General features: G+C 25.3%; 17 protein-coding genes and 1 pseudogene. 1 reads left to right on the top strand and 17 read right to left on the bottom strand.

Annotated elements, in window-relative coordinates; genetic code table 11:
* Positions 1-35 precede the first annotated feature (35 nt).
* The 9 genes from AC4FQV_RS03500 to AC4FQV_RS03460 all read right to left on the bottom strand — a co-directional run bounded on the left by AC4FQV_RS03500 (position 36) and on the right by AC4FQV_RS03460 (position 7,384).
* Entirely contained in the window at positions 36-1,001 is a 966-nt protein-coding gene (locus AC4FQV_RS03500) for a carbohydrate kinase family protein (RefSeq protein ID WP_491138812.1), read from the bottom strand.
* Positions 1,002-1,040: 39 nt separating this feature from the next.
* Positions 1,041-1,235, bottom strand: coding sequence for a DUF4250 domain-containing protein (locus AC4FQV_RS03495; protein WP_491138814.1), 195 nt, complete (start codon positions 1,233-1,235; stop codon positions 1,041-1,043).
* Positions 1,236-1,482: 247 nt separating this feature from the next.
* Positions 1,483-2,823, bottom strand: coding sequence for an MATE family efflux transporter (locus tag AC4FQV_RS03490; protein WP_491138815.1), 1,341 nt, complete (start codon positions 2,821-2,823; stop codon positions 1,483-1,485).
* A 15-nt stretch (positions 2,824-2,838) separates the two neighbouring features.
* Positions 2,839-3,525 carry an ABC transporter ATP-binding protein gene (locus AC4FQV_RS03485; protein WP_491138817.1) on the bottom strand — a complete coding sequence of 229 codons (687 nt, stop codon included), beginning with the start codon at positions 3,523-3,525 and terminating at the stop codon, positions 2,839-2,841.
* Positions 3,518-4,279, bottom strand: a complete 762-nt coding sequence (locus tag AC4FQV_RS03480) for an ABC transporter permease (RefSeq protein ID WP_491138819.1) — start codon at positions 4,277-4,279, stop codon at positions 3,518-3,520. The genes AC4FQV_RS03485 and AC4FQV_RS03480 overlap by 8 nt, the downstream gene beginning before the upstream one ends.
* Positions 4,254-5,258 (bottom strand): ABC transporter substrate-binding protein, encoded by a 1,005-nt coding sequence (locus AC4FQV_RS03475; protein ID WP_491164466.1) that lies wholly within the window; start codon positions 5,256-5,258, stop codon positions 4,254-4,256. The genes AC4FQV_RS03480 and AC4FQV_RS03475 overlap by 26 nt, the downstream gene beginning before the upstream one ends.
* A 77-nt stretch (positions 5,259-5,335) precedes the next feature.
* A complete protein-coding gene (locus tag AC4FQV_RS03470; protein WP_491138823.1) occupies positions 5,336-5,521 on the bottom strand; it encodes a hypothetical protein in 186 nt (61 codons plus the stop codon).
* Between the two features lie 122 nt (positions 5,522-5,643).
* Positions 5,644-6,501: a hypothetical protein gene (locus tag AC4FQV_RS03465; RefSeq protein WP_491164463.1), complete on the bottom strand. Its 858-nt coding sequence runs from the start codon at positions 6,499-6,501 to the stop codon at positions 5,644-5,646.
* Positions 6,502-6,598: 97 nt separating this feature from the next.
* Entirely contained in the window at positions 6,599-7,384 is a 786-nt protein-coding gene (locus AC4FQV_RS03460) for a sulfite exporter TauE/SafE family protein (protein WP_491138826.1), read from the bottom strand.
* A 144-nt stretch (positions 7,385-7,528) separates the two neighbouring features.
* On the opposite strand from AC4FQV_RS03460, the gene AC4FQV_RS03455 reads away from it, so the two are divergent.
* Positions 7,529-7,951 carry a hypothetical protein gene (locus AC4FQV_RS03455; RefSeq protein WP_491138828.1) on the top strand — a complete coding sequence of 141 codons (423 nt, stop codon included), beginning with the start codon at positions 7,529-7,531 and terminating at the stop codon, positions 7,949-7,951.
* A 71-nt stretch (positions 7,952-8,022) separates the two neighbouring features.
* Here the strand turns inward: AC4FQV_RS03455 and AC4FQV_RS03450 are convergent, their stop codons facing one another.
* The 8 genes and pseudogenes from AC4FQV_RS03450 to AC4FQV_RS03415 form a co-directional block, all read right to left on the bottom strand.
* Positions 8,023-8,547 (bottom strand): DedA family protein, encoded by a 525-nt coding sequence (locus AC4FQV_RS03450; protein ID WP_491164461.1) that lies wholly within the window; start codon positions 8,545-8,547, stop codon positions 8,023-8,025.
* 30 nt (positions 8,548-8,577) lie between these two features.
* Complete coding sequence (locus tag AC4FQV_RS03445) at positions 8,578-9,075, bottom strand: DedA family protein (protein WP_491138831.1); 498 nt, start codon at positions 9,073-9,075, stop codon at positions 8,578-8,580.
* A 324-nt stretch (positions 9,076-9,399) separates the two neighbouring features.
* Positions 9,400-10,263, bottom strand: a pseudogene (locus AC4FQV_RS03440) (tRNA 2-thiocytidine biosynthesis TtcA family protein); the annotation flags it as partial.
* A 155-nt stretch (positions 10,264-10,418) separates the two neighbouring features.
* Positions 10,419-10,919: a QueT transporter family protein gene (locus AC4FQV_RS03435; RefSeq protein WP_491138832.1), complete on the bottom strand. Its 501-nt coding sequence runs from the start codon at positions 10,917-10,919 to the stop codon at positions 10,419-10,421.
* A gap of 236 nt (positions 10,920-11,155) precedes the next feature.
* Positions 11,156-12,028, bottom strand: a complete 873-nt coding sequence (locus AC4FQV_RS03430; RefSeq protein ID WP_491164459.1) for a ComEC/Rec2 family competence protein — start codon at positions 12,026-12,028, stop codon at positions 11,156-11,158.
* A gap of 178 nt (positions 12,029-12,206) precedes the next feature.
* Entirely contained in the window at positions 12,207-13,520 is a 1,314-nt protein-coding gene (locus AC4FQV_RS03425) for a GHKL domain-containing protein (protein WP_491164456.1), read from the bottom strand.
* Positions 13,514-14,224 carry a LytR/AlgR family response regulator transcription factor gene (locus tag AC4FQV_RS03420; protein WP_491138838.1) on the bottom strand — a complete coding sequence of 237 codons (711 nt, stop codon included), beginning with the start codon at positions 14,222-14,224 and terminating at the stop codon, positions 13,514-13,516. Before AC4FQV_RS03420 ends, AC4FQV_RS03425 begins: the two co-directional genes overlap by 7 nt.
* 150 nt (positions 14,225-14,374) lie before the next feature.
* Positions 14,375-15,373, bottom strand: a complete 999-nt coding sequence (locus tag AC4FQV_RS03415; protein ID WP_491164454.1) for an N-acetylmuramoyl-L-alanine amidase — start codon at positions 15,371-15,373, stop codon at positions 14,375-14,377.
* Positions 15,374-15,438: the final 65 nt, after the last annotated feature.

Here is a 15,438-nt window from a genome sequence, read left to right as displayed (position 1 = left end):
TCTTAAAAAATTAATACTACACAGAAAATATAATTTTATTTATTTAAATCATATTTTTTCTCTTCCCAAATAGTTTTTTCTAATTTCTTCAAAACAGTTTCTAAAGACATATCAGGATGAATTGTTTCTTCATGAGATATTGTTATGTTAGACATAGTAATTGCAAATTTAACAATATCTTCAATATCCATTCCATTCATATATCCATATCCTAAACCAGCTACAAAAGAATCTCCTGCACCTGTAACATTTTTAACATCTACTTCTGTTGCTTTTATTTTACCACAAGATACACCATCATTGTAGAAAATTCCATCAGCATCTAAACTTATAAATACTTTTTTAATTCCTAAACCTAAGAAATAATTACTTGCCTTTATTAAATCCTCTGTATCTGTTATAGGGAATCCAGCTAATATTTCAGCCTCATGTCTATTTGGCTTTATTGTATGGAAATCTTTTATAAGATGCTTTACCCAACTTGCTTTTTCAGCAGATACAGGGTCTAAAATAAAATTAGTTTTATCTTTAAAGTTCTTTAATAAATACTCCATTATCTCTGGATTATCAGAATCTAAAACTGTATATTCAGCATTTTCAAAGATTTCTTTTTTAGAATCTATAAAATCAGTATTCATAGCTCCTATACTTTTCATATCTGCAATTGCAGAAACCATCTCACCATTTTCATCTAAAATAGCTAAATAAGTTGGAGTAGTCCCACCTTCTATAAGCATAGAATCATCCATGTGATAACCTATTTTTTTTGAATGCTCAACTATGCTTTTTCCATGTTCGTCATTGCCTAATATAGACATAAAATTAGTATTTACTCCTACTCTTGCCATATTTTCAGCAATATTTCTACAAACTCCTCCAAAAGATATTTTAACATGCCCTGGTGTTGAATTATATGGTCTATAACTTGCCTTACTAAAGCCAAAGACATCCACTACAGAAGCTCCAAATACCAATAAATATGGTTCTTTTCTTAAGTTCATTTATTTAATCCTCCCTATTTTAAAAACAATAAATTATAATTATTCAGCAACAAACTGATTAGTATCTTTATTATATATGTATCCACACTCTTTAAGTCTTTGTCCAATTATATCTTTTTCAAAACCTAAATCATCACACATACTATCTATATTACCATAATAATCTCTTAATTTTAAATTTATAATACTAAGTAACATATATGGATCCATCTCTTTATAGTTGCTAATATCCATTATAAAAATCTCTCCTTTAAAAAAGTGCTTTAATAATATTATATACAACTTATTTAACTTCTACAATTTTTTATTTAATTTATTATTATATTTTTCTTTAATTTTTTATCACATTTTGATTAATTTGCATATTATATTATTAGGTTATAATTATTAACTTATATTAAGCTATTAAATAAACCTCCTGTTTTAATTATTTAATTATTATCATATTCTCCCTTGCATTACAATAAAAACCGTTGAATAATCAACGGTTTTTATTTTTATTTACTTTATTATTTCTATATTCAAGGAAAAGAAATAATAAAAGAGTACTAAACTCAGTCATAGGTATTGTTAGCCAAACTCCATAAACACCTAAAACTTTTGGAAGTATTATTATAAATATAATAACAAATATTAATCCTCTAAAGGTTGACAATATGGAAGATTCCTTTGACTTTTCAACTGCTTGAAAATAAGCTATATTAAGTATATTGCTTCCATTAAATAAAAAGGCTATAAAGTATAAATAAATGCCTTGTCTAGTTATATCTAATAAGGCTCCTCTATCACTTGTAAATAAACTTATCATTTGATTTGGAATTAAAAAGCCTAAACTTAAAAATAATATTCCTAAAATTATTACTATTCTTCTTGTAAGTTTTAAAAACTCTTTTACTCTTTCTTCTTTTTTAGCACCAAAATTTACACTTATCAAAGGTTGTACTCCTTGAGAAACACCATTGAAAACTGCCATAAATATTAAAACTATATTTGTAATTATTCCATAGGCAGAAACACCTAAATCCCCTTGAAAATTAAAAATTACAATGTTAAAAATAAATATAACAAAGCCTGCGGATATTTCATTTAAAAAACTAGGTGTACCATTTTTTAATATTCTTAATATATTATTTATTGTTATACCTGATAATTCTATATGCATAGTATTATTTTTTCTTATAAAATGTATTGATAAAACTCCTAAAGCAACTAATTGGCCTATAGAAGTAGCTAAGGCTGCTCCAAACATTCCCAAATCAAATATATATATAAATATATAATCTAAAATTATATTAGTTGCATTTGAACCTATAACAGCATACATAGCTAACTTAGGCTCTTTATCATTCCTTACAAAAACTATAAAAGCTGAAGCAAAGATAAAAAGTGGATTAAAGGTTAATATAATTTTTAAATAGTCCCTAGCTAAAGGAAAGGTTGATTCTGAAGCTCCAAGCATGTAAACTATTTTATCTAAGAAGAAAAATTCTAGTAAACTTATAATTAAACAAAATATAATAGCTATAAAAACTGCAGAGGTAAATATTCTATTTACCCTATGAAACTTTTTTTGTCCTAAGGCTACAGATAAAGCTGTAGCTCCCCCAATTCCTACAGTAAGCCCTATAGCACTATAAAAATTATATATAGGTAGTGAAATATTTAAAGCTGCTAAACCTAATTCACCTATTTTATGTCCTATAAACATAGTATCAAATAAAATACAAACTGACAGTCCTAACATACCTAAAACAGAAGGCATCATATACTTTCTAAGAAGCATACCCTCCTTATCTTGTAATAAATCTAACTTTTTACTCATCTTATCCCTCCTTATTTAATTTTCCCCATATAAAATTTTTGTAATCTTTTCTTCTATATTTAAAATATCCTCCCCCTTATTTAAATCAAATTCTCCTAATACCTTAACTGGTCTATCTCCTAAGATAAAAATTTTATCTCCTAAAAATAAAGCTTCCTCTACATTATGAGTAACCATTATAACGGTATTTTTATTTTTTTCTATATAATCCTTAAGGTATATAAGCATATTTTCCTTAATTCCCTTATCTAAAGATTTAAAGGGTTCATCCATTAATAAAAGACTTCCATTATAAATTAAAGCCCTTAAAATATTTATTCTCTGTCTCATTCCCCCACTTAACTCTTTAGGATAAGAATAAATATAATCCTTTAATGAAAAATCCTCTAAAAAACTTTCTATTATTTTCTTTCTATCTTTCTTTTTATAAAACTTTATAATTGGAATTTCTAAGTTATTATAGATATTTTCCCATTGAATCAATCTATCTTCTTGAAAGACATAGGAAAACTTTTCAGGCACCCCTAAAAGCTCCCCTTTATCTATTTCCTCAAGATTTGCTATTATATTTAATAAAGTACTTTTTCCACAACCTGACTTTCCCAAAATACAATTTACTTTATTTTCCTCAAAATTTAAAGAAAAATCCTTATAAATTTTATCTTTGTTAAAACTTTTTTCTATATTAATTAACTTAATCATTATTTCTCCACCTAAAAACTCTCCCACCAATAGTTTTTTGTATTAAAGAAAAAATTATTCCTATAATAATGACAATTATTATCCATGCAAAAACCATATAGGTATTTAAATAATTTTTTTCTAAAAACAAAGCTGTTCCTATTCCATATTTAGGTTGTCCTATAACTTCTCCTCCTATTACAAGTTTCATAGTCAAAGAAAATGTAGAAACTAATATTCTAAACAAAGAAATAGCTATTGATGGAAAATAAATTCTTTTTATTAAAACCATAGTATCTATTTTATAAACTTTAACCATTTCTAATAAACTTTTATCTATATTTAAAATAGCTCCTATTATAGCATCATAAAAAATCGGAAAACTAACAATAAAACCAACCAATATAGGAGCACTTCCTTGCTTTAACCAAATTAAAGCAATAATTATAAACCCTATTGTTGGTAATGACCTTATTATATTTAATATAGGAATCATAAAATTATATATATATTTATTTAAAATACTAAAAACTCCTAAAAATATCGCTAATAACAAAGCTAATAAAAAGCTAAAACTGGTCCTAATTAATGTACTAAATATTATTTTTAAAAATTCATCTCCCTTTAAAACTTCAATTAACCCCTTAAACGTTAAATAGGGAGAAGGTAATATTACCTCGCTCCCTATAATCATACTAGCTATTTGCCAAAAAATAAGAAGTATAATTGAAGATAAAAGTATTAATTTCTTATTCTTGCAAGAAAATTTCTTCATTTACCTTCTTTCCTCCTATTGCTTTAGGCTCTAAGCTGTAAATCTTGTCATAAAAATAAATATATTCTTTTTCACTATCTAAAGCAGAAACATAATTTAAATTTGCTCTTTCTAAGGCTTTAGAAATTACTTCTTTTTTTCCTGTAATTCCAACCTCCTCTGCAAATTCACCAGCTTCTTTTTTATGGTCATTTGTCCATTTAACACTTTCTTTAAATTCCTTTAGAATTTTTTCTACTGTTTCTTTATTATTATTTGCAAAATCAGAGTTTATTATAACGCTTGACTGAGGATATCCCCTTTCAAGTTTACTCATATCTTTCCACATTTCGTTTAATGATGCTACTATTTTAGTATCTTTTTTCTTTTCCATTATTTGAGTTAACATAGGTTCTAGAACAACTGCATATTTAGCTTTTCCTTCTATAAATAAAGGTGCTAACTCAGAAGCAGAATTTACATAACTTAATTTTAAATCCTTCTCTGGATTTATTTTATCATTTTCAAGCAATATTTTAAATATTAAATCTGGTGTTAATCCTTGCCCAACATTATAGACATCTTTTCCTTTAATATCCTCTAAGCTATTAACAGAACTATCACTACTTATTAAATATAAAGAACCAAAGCCTACAGTAGCTGAAAGCTTATACTTTCCTTCTTTATTATAAGCAGTAGCTGCAACATTTGAAGGAACTATAAAAATATCTCCCTCTCCTTTTAACACTTTAGAAACTAAAGCATCTGCTCCCTTTACTATTGTGTAATTTACATCTACACCCTTTACTATTTCTGGTTTTTCCTTTATAAGCTTAACTATACTAATTGCAGGTAATCCATCTGGAACCACAACTTCTACTTTTTTCTTTTCTTCCTTATTTTCTTTTTCCTTATTATTAAAATTAAAACATCCAATAAAAGAACTTAATAAAAGCATAAAAATTAACAGTAAAGAGAATACCTTGCCTATTTTTTTCAAAGTCTCACCTCCTTTTTAAATTATATTTATCATCTTCTTTTATTTTGCAAATTAAAAATAATTTTATTCAAAAAATATTATTTTATTTCCCTTATTCTATTTATAAGATTTTTCTCTATAAGTTCAGACTTTGAAAATCCCTTTCTAAAATATCTTATTTGCTTATACTCTATGCCATCCATTAAAAAATCTAAAACATCTATTCTATCTCCTTTATAAGAAATAGGGTCTCTTTTTCCTTTAAGATAAACTAAAAGTTCCATTTTTTCTCTCCTTTTTAATTAATTATAATTCTTCTAATTATATCATATTTTAAAATCTAAACCTATATAGCATAAAAAAAGCCTTAGAAAAGAATACTATTTCTTTTCTAAGGACTGTTATTTTATCCCTCTGCATTTTGTAAAGAATAAACTTCTTCTAAGGATATACCTAACTTTTCTGCTATTAATTCTTGTGATAATATACCTAAAAGACTTTTAGCTATTCTTAGTTGTTCTTCTTTTACTGCATTTTTAACAGCTAAATCTCTTTCTTCATTGTATAATTTCTCAATTTTTGTCATTGCTAACAACTCCTTAAGCTCTAATGCCTCTTTTTCATCAATAAATTTATCTGTAGATTCTATTAAACCATTTAAAATAATAGCTTCATCTCTTTCAGATTTTATAGATTTTGCTAATTGAACACAATCTCTTAAAATATTACTATCTTCATATTCACTTCTCATAAGAGGAAGCATAATAAATTTTATTTTATCTCCTTGAGTTAAATTATCTTCTATAATTTTCTCTTTTAATTCCTTCAAAGCTTTTTCAGCTGTAAATCTATTCATAAATATGCTTTCTGAACAAATTAATATATCTCCAAAACTTAAAGTATTTCTAGCTTCCTTTACACTAGAATTATAAACTATAGCCATTCTAACCTTAGGGAAAGACCCTCTGTGCTTATAATATCTTTTTATAACCTTAACAGCTACCTCTAGATATATAAACATGTTTTCTTCTATGTTTCTTTCATCTTCATATCCAAAAAGCAAAATAGAACCATCTTCTAAAATAAATATTTCATTAGGTCCTCCATCAGAAACTTCATTTTCAAAGAAATTTCTTGGTAGTCTGTCCATTATTTTAGGGATATCATTAACTCCTAAAACCCCAAAAGGTTTGCCTTTATAAAGAGGTCCCATAAGTTTATATAATATTTCTTTAGCTCCATAACTTATGCCATTTTTTGTCATGTTTTTATCACCCTCACTTTGTTGAGAACATATTCTTTTCACTATTATATCATATTTTATTTATATATATTTCATATAAACTTAAATAAAAAAGTTTTTACAAAAGAGCCTTAACAAAATTGTATACATTTAGTAAAATTATTAAAATTGTTATGGTATTAAAAACCTTCATTATTACTTTATTACTAAATATTCTATTAAATTTAGCTCCTATAAATCCTCCTAATATTCCTCCTAATATCATACATGGAAGCATAGTTAAATCATAAGAAGCAAAACCTGTTCCAAAAGCTATCGTTAAAAGCTTAGAAGCTTGTGAAAATAATATTATAAGAACAGAATCTCTAGCTGCATCTTTAGCCTCCATAGAAAAGAAAATTGTTAAAAAGGCTACATTTATAGGTCCTCCACCAATTCCTAAGAAGGAAGCTATAACCCCTAAAAAAATTCCAATTATAGCACTAAAAAAAATATTATCCACCTTATAACTTTTAAACTTTTCTTTATTATTCATATATATATATACAAATATTAATAATAAAGCTAATATCCCACTTTGTATTAGTGAAACTTTATTAGCCTCCATAGCCTTTAAAGTAAAACTTAATAATTTTTGTCCTAAAAGTCCTCCAATAACAGAACCTATTGCTAATATCCCAGTATTTTTTATATCTATCTTACTTTTACTTTTATATGATAACTGTTTAATTGTAGATACAACAGCCATAGAAAAAATAGTAAAAGCTGATAAGACCCCAATAGTTGCTAAGTTATAATTACCTAAAAAATCTAAAACTGGCTTTATTATAACTCCACCACCAAGCCCGGCCATAGAACCGCATATAGTTGATATTAAGGCTACTAAAAAATATATTAAAATCATATTTTCAACTCCCTTAGTTTTTTATTTATTATTTTTTAAATATTATTTATTATAAGATGAACTTTTTTGCTTTTAAGTTTACATAATAAATCTTATATAGTATGTTATACTTAGCTATATTAAAAATATAAGGAGATTAAAATTTTGGAAACGTTAAATGATTTATTAAATTTAGATTTAAATAATTGTAGTATTTTAAGTATTAAGGAAGACCATTTAATCTTATTTAAAAATGAGGATTTTCAAACTCAAAGTAAATTTTATTTTTACTTATATAATAAACTTACTTCTATAGATAAAAAGGATACAAAAGCCTTAGCTTATTGCAATTACCTTTTATCTTACTATCTATTTATAGTAATGACTCCTTTATACTATGAGGAACTAGCTTTTTATCATGGAAAAAAAGCTTTTCAAATAGAAAACTCCATTAAATATATGGAATGGCTTTTACTATTTGGAACTTTAGAAAATCCTCTTTTAACTTATGAGCTTTGTTCTGACCTTGCAAATAAAATATTAAAGAAAAACCCAAACTCTAAACTAGCTAATTTATTTCTTCTTTAATAAAAAGACAATATAAAAATAATATAAATTTTTAAAGCAAATTTAGGTTATTTTTATATAGTCTTTTAATTTTATCTAAAAATTACATCTCCAAAAAAGTAACCAATAAAAATAAAAAATAAATTCCATAAAAATATTCCTGGAATTGAAAAAATTAAAAACTTAAGAAAATTCATTCTAACAGAACCAGCTATAATTGAAACTATAGTTCTTAAAACTGGTAAAAGCCTACAAATAAATACTCCTAAAACCCCTTTTTCTCTTAATATAAAACTACTCTTTTTAATAGTAGGATAAAGCTTCGGAAATCTCTTTCCCATTTTATCTAAAAATAATGCTCCTCCATAATATCCTATTAAATAAAGAACTATACTTCCTAAAACCCCTGCTAAAACAGATATAAATACAACACTATATAAACTCTCATTATTTTTAGAAGCTAGTAAACCAGCAGCAGGCATTATAATACCAGCTGGAAGCCCTGGTAAATTTAAATACTCTAAAAAAACTATTAAAAATAATAAAATCAAACCATAACTTTCAAAATAGTTTAATAATGAGTCTATGCTCATAAAAAATTCTCTATCCCCTTTCATATATATAATTTTTAAAATTCCCTAATAAATTTAAAGCTGTATTTTTCCTCCGAAAAAATATCCCACTACAATACCCGTGAAATTCCAACAGAATATTCCTGGTATTGAAATTAAAATAAATTTCCAAAAATTTATCCTAACTGTTCCACAAATTAATGAAACATAAGTTCTTACTATAGGTATTAATCTACAAACAAAAATACCAAAAATACTATGGTCTTTTATTATACTTTCCGCTTTTGATATTTTTTCTTCAGCCTTAGGATGCTTTTTTTTAATTTTTTCTAAAAAAGAAGCACCTACAAAATAACCCACCAAATATAATATTATACTTCCTACAAGACCAGCTATTAAAGAAATAAACATTACTTCTATTATACCTTTATGAGCCTGTCCTGCTATTATTCCAGCAGCTGGCATAACTATACCTGTAGGCATTGCTGGAATACAATATTCTCCCACCACAATTAAAAATAAAACAATTAATCCATAAGTATGTACATAATATAAAATATCCTGCATAGTCATAGATATCATCCTTCTTTCTTTTGTCTAATATACTAGGATTATATAAGACTATTATAACATATAGTATCTTTTAAACCTTATTATTACTTGTAAATTTAAATTCAAAATTAAAAGGGTGTGTAAAAAATTTACACACCCTAAAGCTTATTTTTAATTTTCAATTTGCATACTTTTTATCTCTTTTAAAGATAGTCCAGTCTTCTTTGCTATTACTTCATCATCTAATAAACCAATAAGACTTCTCGCTATATTTTGTCTTTCATATAAAACCGCTTCATTTACTAAAGCTTTTTGCTTTAACTTAGCTGTTGAATTTAATAAAGATTCCTCATCGTAAAAATCTAAGTAAGAATAATGCTCCCCGTCAATATCCCAACCTAAAATTGAATCAACACTTACATTTTGAGCTGCTCTAAATATTGACTTATCTACTCCATCAAATTTTTTCTTAAACTCTTCAATCATATCTTTAATTTCAAAACGTTTATTTCCTATTTTCTTAGCAGCTACCATACAAGCACAATTTAAAGGCCAGATACCAGCTCTTTGAATCCATCTTTTTATGTACTTTTCCTCTACATAATATAAAGGTCTTATAAGCTCTATTCCATCAAAATTAGCTGCCTTTAATTTTGGTAACATTGTTTTAAAATTACCTGCATATAAAACATTAAGCATTGTAGTTTCTATTACATCATTAAAATGATGTCCTAAGGCTAATTTATTACATCCAAGTTCTTTAGCCTTTCCATATAAAGAACCTCTTCTCATTCTTGCACACATATAGCATGGATAATCCTTAGCTATTTTATCTACAACATTAAATATTCCAGAATCATAAATATATACTGGTATATTTAAATATTTGCAGTTCTCCTCAAGAAGTTCCCTAATTTGAGGATGATATCCTGGGTCCATTGCTAAAAATACAAGTTCAAAATTTATTTGTCCATGTTTTTTTAGTTCTTGAAAAAGCTTTGCCATTATTAATGAATCTTTTCCTCCTGAAATAGCTATAGCTATTTTATCGCCCTCTTCTATTAAATTGTAATCCTTTATAGCTTTTATGAACTTTGACCATACTTTCTTTCTATATGTCTTAACTAAACTTCTCTCTATTTCATCTAAAGGTCTTCTCTCATTAAATGGCACTAAAATCTCGCATCCCTCTCCTGCAACACCACTCATTTTAATCACCTCACTATATAAAACTCTTTTGTTATTATAACAAGTTTATCTTCTTTTGTCTTTATAAAATACAAGTTAATTTTATAGAAAACTTTTTATTTTAAATTTAAAGACTTGTATTTTTAATACAAGTCTTAATAAGCTTTCTAATAATCTTATCTATTAAAGTTAACTTTTCCAAAATATTTCTTAGTTATAAAATTAAAAAGAGGAACTCCTATTATAGTTATCACAACAAATTCTCCTAAGGCTACTTGTAAAGTAGATAAAATAAGTGGTAAACCATAAACATAATGAAGCATCCATCCTATTATTAATCCATTAAATATAGTTGGCCAAAGAGATGCAATCCATATAGATTTTTTCCCCTTTATATATTTTCCTGTTAAATAAATAGCCCAAAGACTTATAAACGTTGCAAAGGTACCTAAAATAATATCAATAGGACCGTTAGGACCTAAAATATTTGCTATAAAACAGCCTAAAGTTAATCCTACTATATAATCCTTTTTATAAAAAGCTAAAAGCACCATAATTTCTGCTATTCTAAATTGCACTCCTGAATAACTTATAGGAGCTAAAACTATGGTTAAAGTTGCATATAAAGCTGCAATAAGTGCAGAAATAACTATTCTTTTTATATTTTTATCTGTCATACATCCTCCTTAAAGTTTAAACCTCCTAAAATATCTTAAATATAAATTGCTATATTAATAAATAAAACCGTAGATAAAAAATATCTACGGCTAAATAACAAAATTATATAATACTAAAAAAATACCGTAGTTTTATTTTAAGACAGGAGGTTTTCGAACTGTCTATCCTTATATTTTTCCATGTAATTATATAATATATTATTTTAAAAATCAATTTAACAAATTATTTTTAAAAATTACTTATTTTCACTATGAAGTTTTACATCTAAATTTTCTCCATTAGAACTTATTGTTATATCTCCATCTCTAAAGGTTTCATAAACCTTAATATTTGCCTTTTTTAACTTACTCATAGTTTCCTTATGTGGATGACCATATTTATTATCCTTTTCACAAGAAACTATAGCAATACTTGGGTCTACAGCCTTTAAAAATTCATCACTAGTTGAAGAGTAAGAACCATGATGCCCTAACTTAAGAACATCTGCCTTTAGATTTTTCTTTTCTCCTAAAACCTGTTTTTCCACTAAAGCCTCTGCATCTCCTGTAAACATAAAGGAGTTTTTACCATAAGAAACCTTCATTATAGGAGAATAATCATTTAACTCATCATAATTATCACTAATAGGAGAATATACTTCTACCTTTGTATTTTTTCCTAAATCAATATTTGTTCCTTCTTTTATTTGCTTTATTTTTAACCCTTCATTTTTTACTGCTTTTAACATATTTTCATAAGTCTTTGTTGTATGTGCAACTTTAGGTGCATAAAAAGCTTTAACATCAAAATTTTCTAAAACTTCATCCATTCCCCCTATATGGTCTTCATGAGGGTGAGTTGCTATTGCTATATCAATAGTTTTTATTCCTCTATTTTTTAAATCATTAACTAAATCATTAGCTCCCTTATTTGTTCCTGCATCAATTAACATATTAATTCCATTTACTTGAACTAATTCACTATCTCCTTGCCCTACATTTAAATAAGTTACTTTAATCTCATCAGAATTATTGCTAACCTTTTGACTTTCTTCACTACTTTGTGTTCCACATCCCACAAAGCTTAAAAATGTAACTGTACTTATTATAGCTAAAAATTTTTTAAACATTTTGCCTCCAATTATTCTTTTTATTCTTTTTAATAATCTTATCATATTTTTTACTTTTTTCAATTTAAATATTTTTTCTATAAATAAATATACCCCTTCTAAATTTAGGATAAATATAATATAATTATAATTATAGCCAACAAATATATAAAAACTAAAGAAGCATAGATTTTTTTATCTAGGCTTCTTTTTCTTCTTTTATAGGCAATAATATTTTTAATATAAATTTATTCTCTAAAGATTCTATAATCATTTCTCCATCATATTTTTCTAAGGCGTATTTTATATTTTTAAGACCAATTCCATGTAAAAACTTATCTTTTTTATCTGTTACAAGTTCTTTATTCATTTTATTTATTTTAGAATTTTCTATTTTAATTATATAAAACTTATTTACATAGTTGCCTTTTATAGTTATATATCTTTCTTTATAATCCTCTAACTTTTTACAAGCTTCTATAGAATTATCAATACAATTTGAAAATATAGTACATATATCAAAGTATTCAATAAAATTCATTCTTGAAAAATCCATAAAAACTTCTAAAGAAATATTATTTTTTATACAATTTTCTCTTTTATTATTTAGTATTACATCTAAAACTTCATTTCCTGTATTAAAGCTTAAATTTAACTTGTCTATTTCTAAATTAAGGCTTTCAATATATTTCTTTTTGGAAAAATCCTTAACATTACTATCTATACAAGCTATATGATTTTTCATATCATGATAAAGCCTTCTAACTTTTTCTTGATTTTCCTTTAAGTTTGAATAATATTTATACTCCATTTCTAATTTATCTTTTATAAATTCATTTTCTAATTTTAATTTATTATTTTTTATTATTTTACTTACAATAAACATTAATGACATATTAGATAAAAGCATTAAAATAGATATAAAAAATATAGTTGCATTTTCTATATAATTATTTCCTCCACCCTTAAAGGCATAACCAAATATAACTAATATGATAATTATATTTGTAAAAATAGGAGTAAGAATATATAAAAGATCTCCCTTTGCTATATCAAAAGGAAACTTTAAACATCTTACTATAACTATTAATGATATTAATATACTCTTTGATAAAATCATAGTTTCTAATCTGTATATATTTTTATCTAAAAGCTTAGATATACTACTTAAATCATTTATCTTAACTATAAATGACATAGATATTGCCTCTATAGTTAGCATAAATAACCAAAATATTAAAGAAACCATAAGAGACTTTAAAAAGGTAACTTTAAAATTTAATTTATAATAAAGTAGTCCTATAAAAAAACATATTATTATTCTTTCATTAGGTTCTATATCTAAAATCTTTAAAAGCATAGAAAATAATATAACTAATAAAAGAGAAAAACCTCTTACTCTTCCACTACTTTTTTTTAAACTAAACTGACTTATTATTAAATAAAAACTTATCCACTCTATAACTAGAGAAAGAACTTCAATAGTATCCCAAAAAAATTCATTTGTTAACATATCAAATCTCCTAAAAGACTAGTTAATTTAAGCTTTAAATTTTTCATCCTATGCTTACTTACAGGTATTGTAAAGCTATCAATTATAACACAATCTTTTTTTATCTCCTCTACTCTCATTAAATTAACTATATAACTTGTATGACACCTGAAAAATCCCTTTATACTTAATTCTTTTTCTAGCTTATTCATACTAAGCTTTACTTTAAAATCTTGAAAAGTAGTGTGTATTATAATTTTTCTCTCAAAGGTCTCAAGAAAAAGTATATCTTCTATCTTAATGTTTAAAACATCATTTTTTTCTTTAACTCTTATAAAATTATGTCTATTTTCTAAAATGTTTTCAACACAAGCCTTAACTTGAATTTTTAATTCATTATATTTTAAAGGCTTTAATAAATATCTAAAGGCTCTAACTTCATATCCTTTTTGAATGTACTCCCATAAAGCAGTTATAAAAATAATCTCAACCTTATTATCATACTTTCTAATTTCTCTTGCTGTTTCCATTCCTGTTAAGCTTCCCATTTGTATATCTAAAAAAAGTATATCTAGCTTTTCAGGATAGCAATCTAGCAAATCTTCTCCCTTTTCAAAAGATAAAATTTCATATTCTACATTTACTTCCTTTAAAATTTTTTCTAAATTCTTCCTAAGTTCTTCTCTTTGCAAGGAATTATCTTCACATAATGCAATTTTAAACATGTATAATAATCTCCTTTTTAACTTATATTTTCCTATGTAATTTTATCATACTTTTTTTTATATTGCTTAAAATTTAAATAATAAGAATAAACTTCTTAAATATTAAAAAACCTTAAGAAAAATTTTTATATTTTCTTAAGGTCTTTTCTTTTAATCTAATTTTATATATTTAGATGTAAACCAGGCTGTTTTATAACCATTATTAGAAAAATAAGTACATAAAAAATAATCTTTATCCTTTTTATGAACTAAAAGTCTTTCACCATTTTCTACATACCCCATATTTAAGCTTTCTTCCTTATTTAAGTATCTAGCATATAACTTAGTTGATACATTAAAAACTCTCCCATTAGTATCTATTTTAAGATAATTTTGATTTGAATTTACCCAAACTTTTTTTGATTCTACATTATTAAAATCTTTCCAATATACGACAGGTAGATAATTTCTTTTATCACAAACTTCAGGAAGAATTTTTATTCTTTCTCCTTTATATATCTCGCCTAAATCATTATAATTATTACTTGGATTATTCCTTGGGTCTAAATTAACCATAGCTTTTGCATTAGTTTCTTTTAAAAAGCTTTCCTTTAAAGAATTATGTTTATTATTGCTACTTAATGCTACATTATCTATTGCTTTTCCAATTAATTCTCCAATTAACTTAGGACCTTTTTCTTTATAAATTTTAACATCCTCAGTAGCTTCACAAAAGCAAACCTCAACTAAAACAGCTGGCATTGAAGTTTTTCTAAGTTCATATAACTTAGGATTTTCCTTAACTCCCCTATTTTTAAAACCAGCTCCTTTAGCTAAATTAGAAACTATATTTTCAGCATAAGTATATGCCTCTCCACCTTTTTTATAAATCCAAGTGCCTGTACCTAAGGCACCCTTATAACTTTCATAAGCCTTGTCAAAATGTATTGATATAAATAAATCAACCTTATTTTCTTCTGCTTTTTTAACCCCTAAATAAAGATCATCATTAACATTACACTCCTCTGGTGTTACATCTATAACTTCATGGTTTTTCTTTAAATAATTTATTAAATACTTAGAAACCTCTCTATTTTCTAAAGTTTCATCAATTATTCCTAAAGCTCCTCTAGCTTTTAAGTTATGTCCTGCTCTTACTGCTATTTTCATTAATATACCTCCTAAAAATAAATTAACAATAAAAAAATACTTTTAAAAGATAGATTAAGTGAATT

The organism is Clostridium sp. TJA038 (genome assembly GCF_058310255.1).
Note: the sequence above shows the minus strand (reverse complement) of the source record. Positions and strands in the feature narration are given on the sequence as shown.

Excerpts from the sequence above, each read along its gene's own strand:
- AC4FQV_RS03470 (WP_491138823.1), bottom strand. The coding sequence starts at position 5,521 with ATGGAACTTTTAGTTTATCTTAAAGGAAAAAGAGACCCTATTTCTTAT.
- AC4FQV_RS03420 (WP_491138838.1), bottom strand. The coding sequence starts at position 14,224 with ATGTTTAAAATTGCATTATGTGAAGATAATTCCTTGCAAAGAGAAGAA.
- AC4FQV_RS03490 (WP_491138815.1), bottom strand. The coding sequence starts at position 2,823 with ATGAGTAAAAAGTTAGATTTATTACAAGATAAGGAGGGTATGCTTCTT.
- AC4FQV_RS03460 (WP_491138826.1), bottom strand. The coding sequence starts at position 7,384 with ATGATTTTAATATATTTTTTAGTAGCCTTAATATCAACTATATGCGGT.
- AC4FQV_RS03445 (WP_491138831.1), bottom strand. The coding sequence starts at position 9,075 with ATGACTATGCAGGATATTTTATATTATGTACATACTTATGGATTAATT.
- AC4FQV_RS03485 (WP_491138817.1), bottom strand. The coding sequence starts at position 3,525 with ATGATTAAGTTAATTAATATAGAAAAAAGTTTTAACAAAGATAAAATT.
- AC4FQV_RS03425 (WP_491164456.1), bottom strand. The coding sequence starts at position 13,520 with ATGTTAACAAATGAATTTTTTTGGGATACTATTGAAGTTCTTTCTCTA.
- AC4FQV_RS03500 (WP_491138812.1), bottom strand. The coding sequence starts at position 1,001 with ATGAACTTAAGAAAAGAACCATATTTATTGGTATTTGGAGCTTCTGTA.
- AC4FQV_RS03465 (WP_491164463.1), bottom strand. The coding sequence starts at position 6,501 with ATGACAAAAAATGGCATAAGTTATGGAGCTAAAGAAATATTATATAAA.
- AC4FQV_RS03495 (WP_491138814.1), bottom strand. The coding sequence starts at position 1,235 with ATGGATATTAGCAACTATAAAGAGATGGATCCATATATGTTACTTAGT.
- AC4FQV_RS03450 (WP_491164461.1), bottom strand. The coding sequence starts at position 8,547 with ATGAAAGGGGATAGAGAATTTTTTATGAGCATAGACTCATTATTAAAC.
- AC4FQV_RS03415 (WP_491164454.1), bottom strand. The coding sequence starts at position 15,373 with ATGAAAATAGCAGTAAGAGCAGGACATAACTTAAAAGCTAGAGGAGCT.
- AC4FQV_RS03430 (WP_491164459.1), bottom strand. The coding sequence starts at position 12,028 with ATGTTTAAAAAATTTTTAGCTATAATAAGTACAGTTACATTTTTAAGC.
- AC4FQV_RS03435 (WP_491138832.1), bottom strand. The coding sequence starts at position 10,919 with ATGACAGATAAAAATATAAAAAGAATAGTTATTTCTGCACTTATTGCA.
- AC4FQV_RS03480 (WP_491138819.1), bottom strand. The coding sequence starts at position 4,279 with ATGAAGAAATTTTCTTGCAAGAATAAGAAATTAATACTTTTATCTTCA.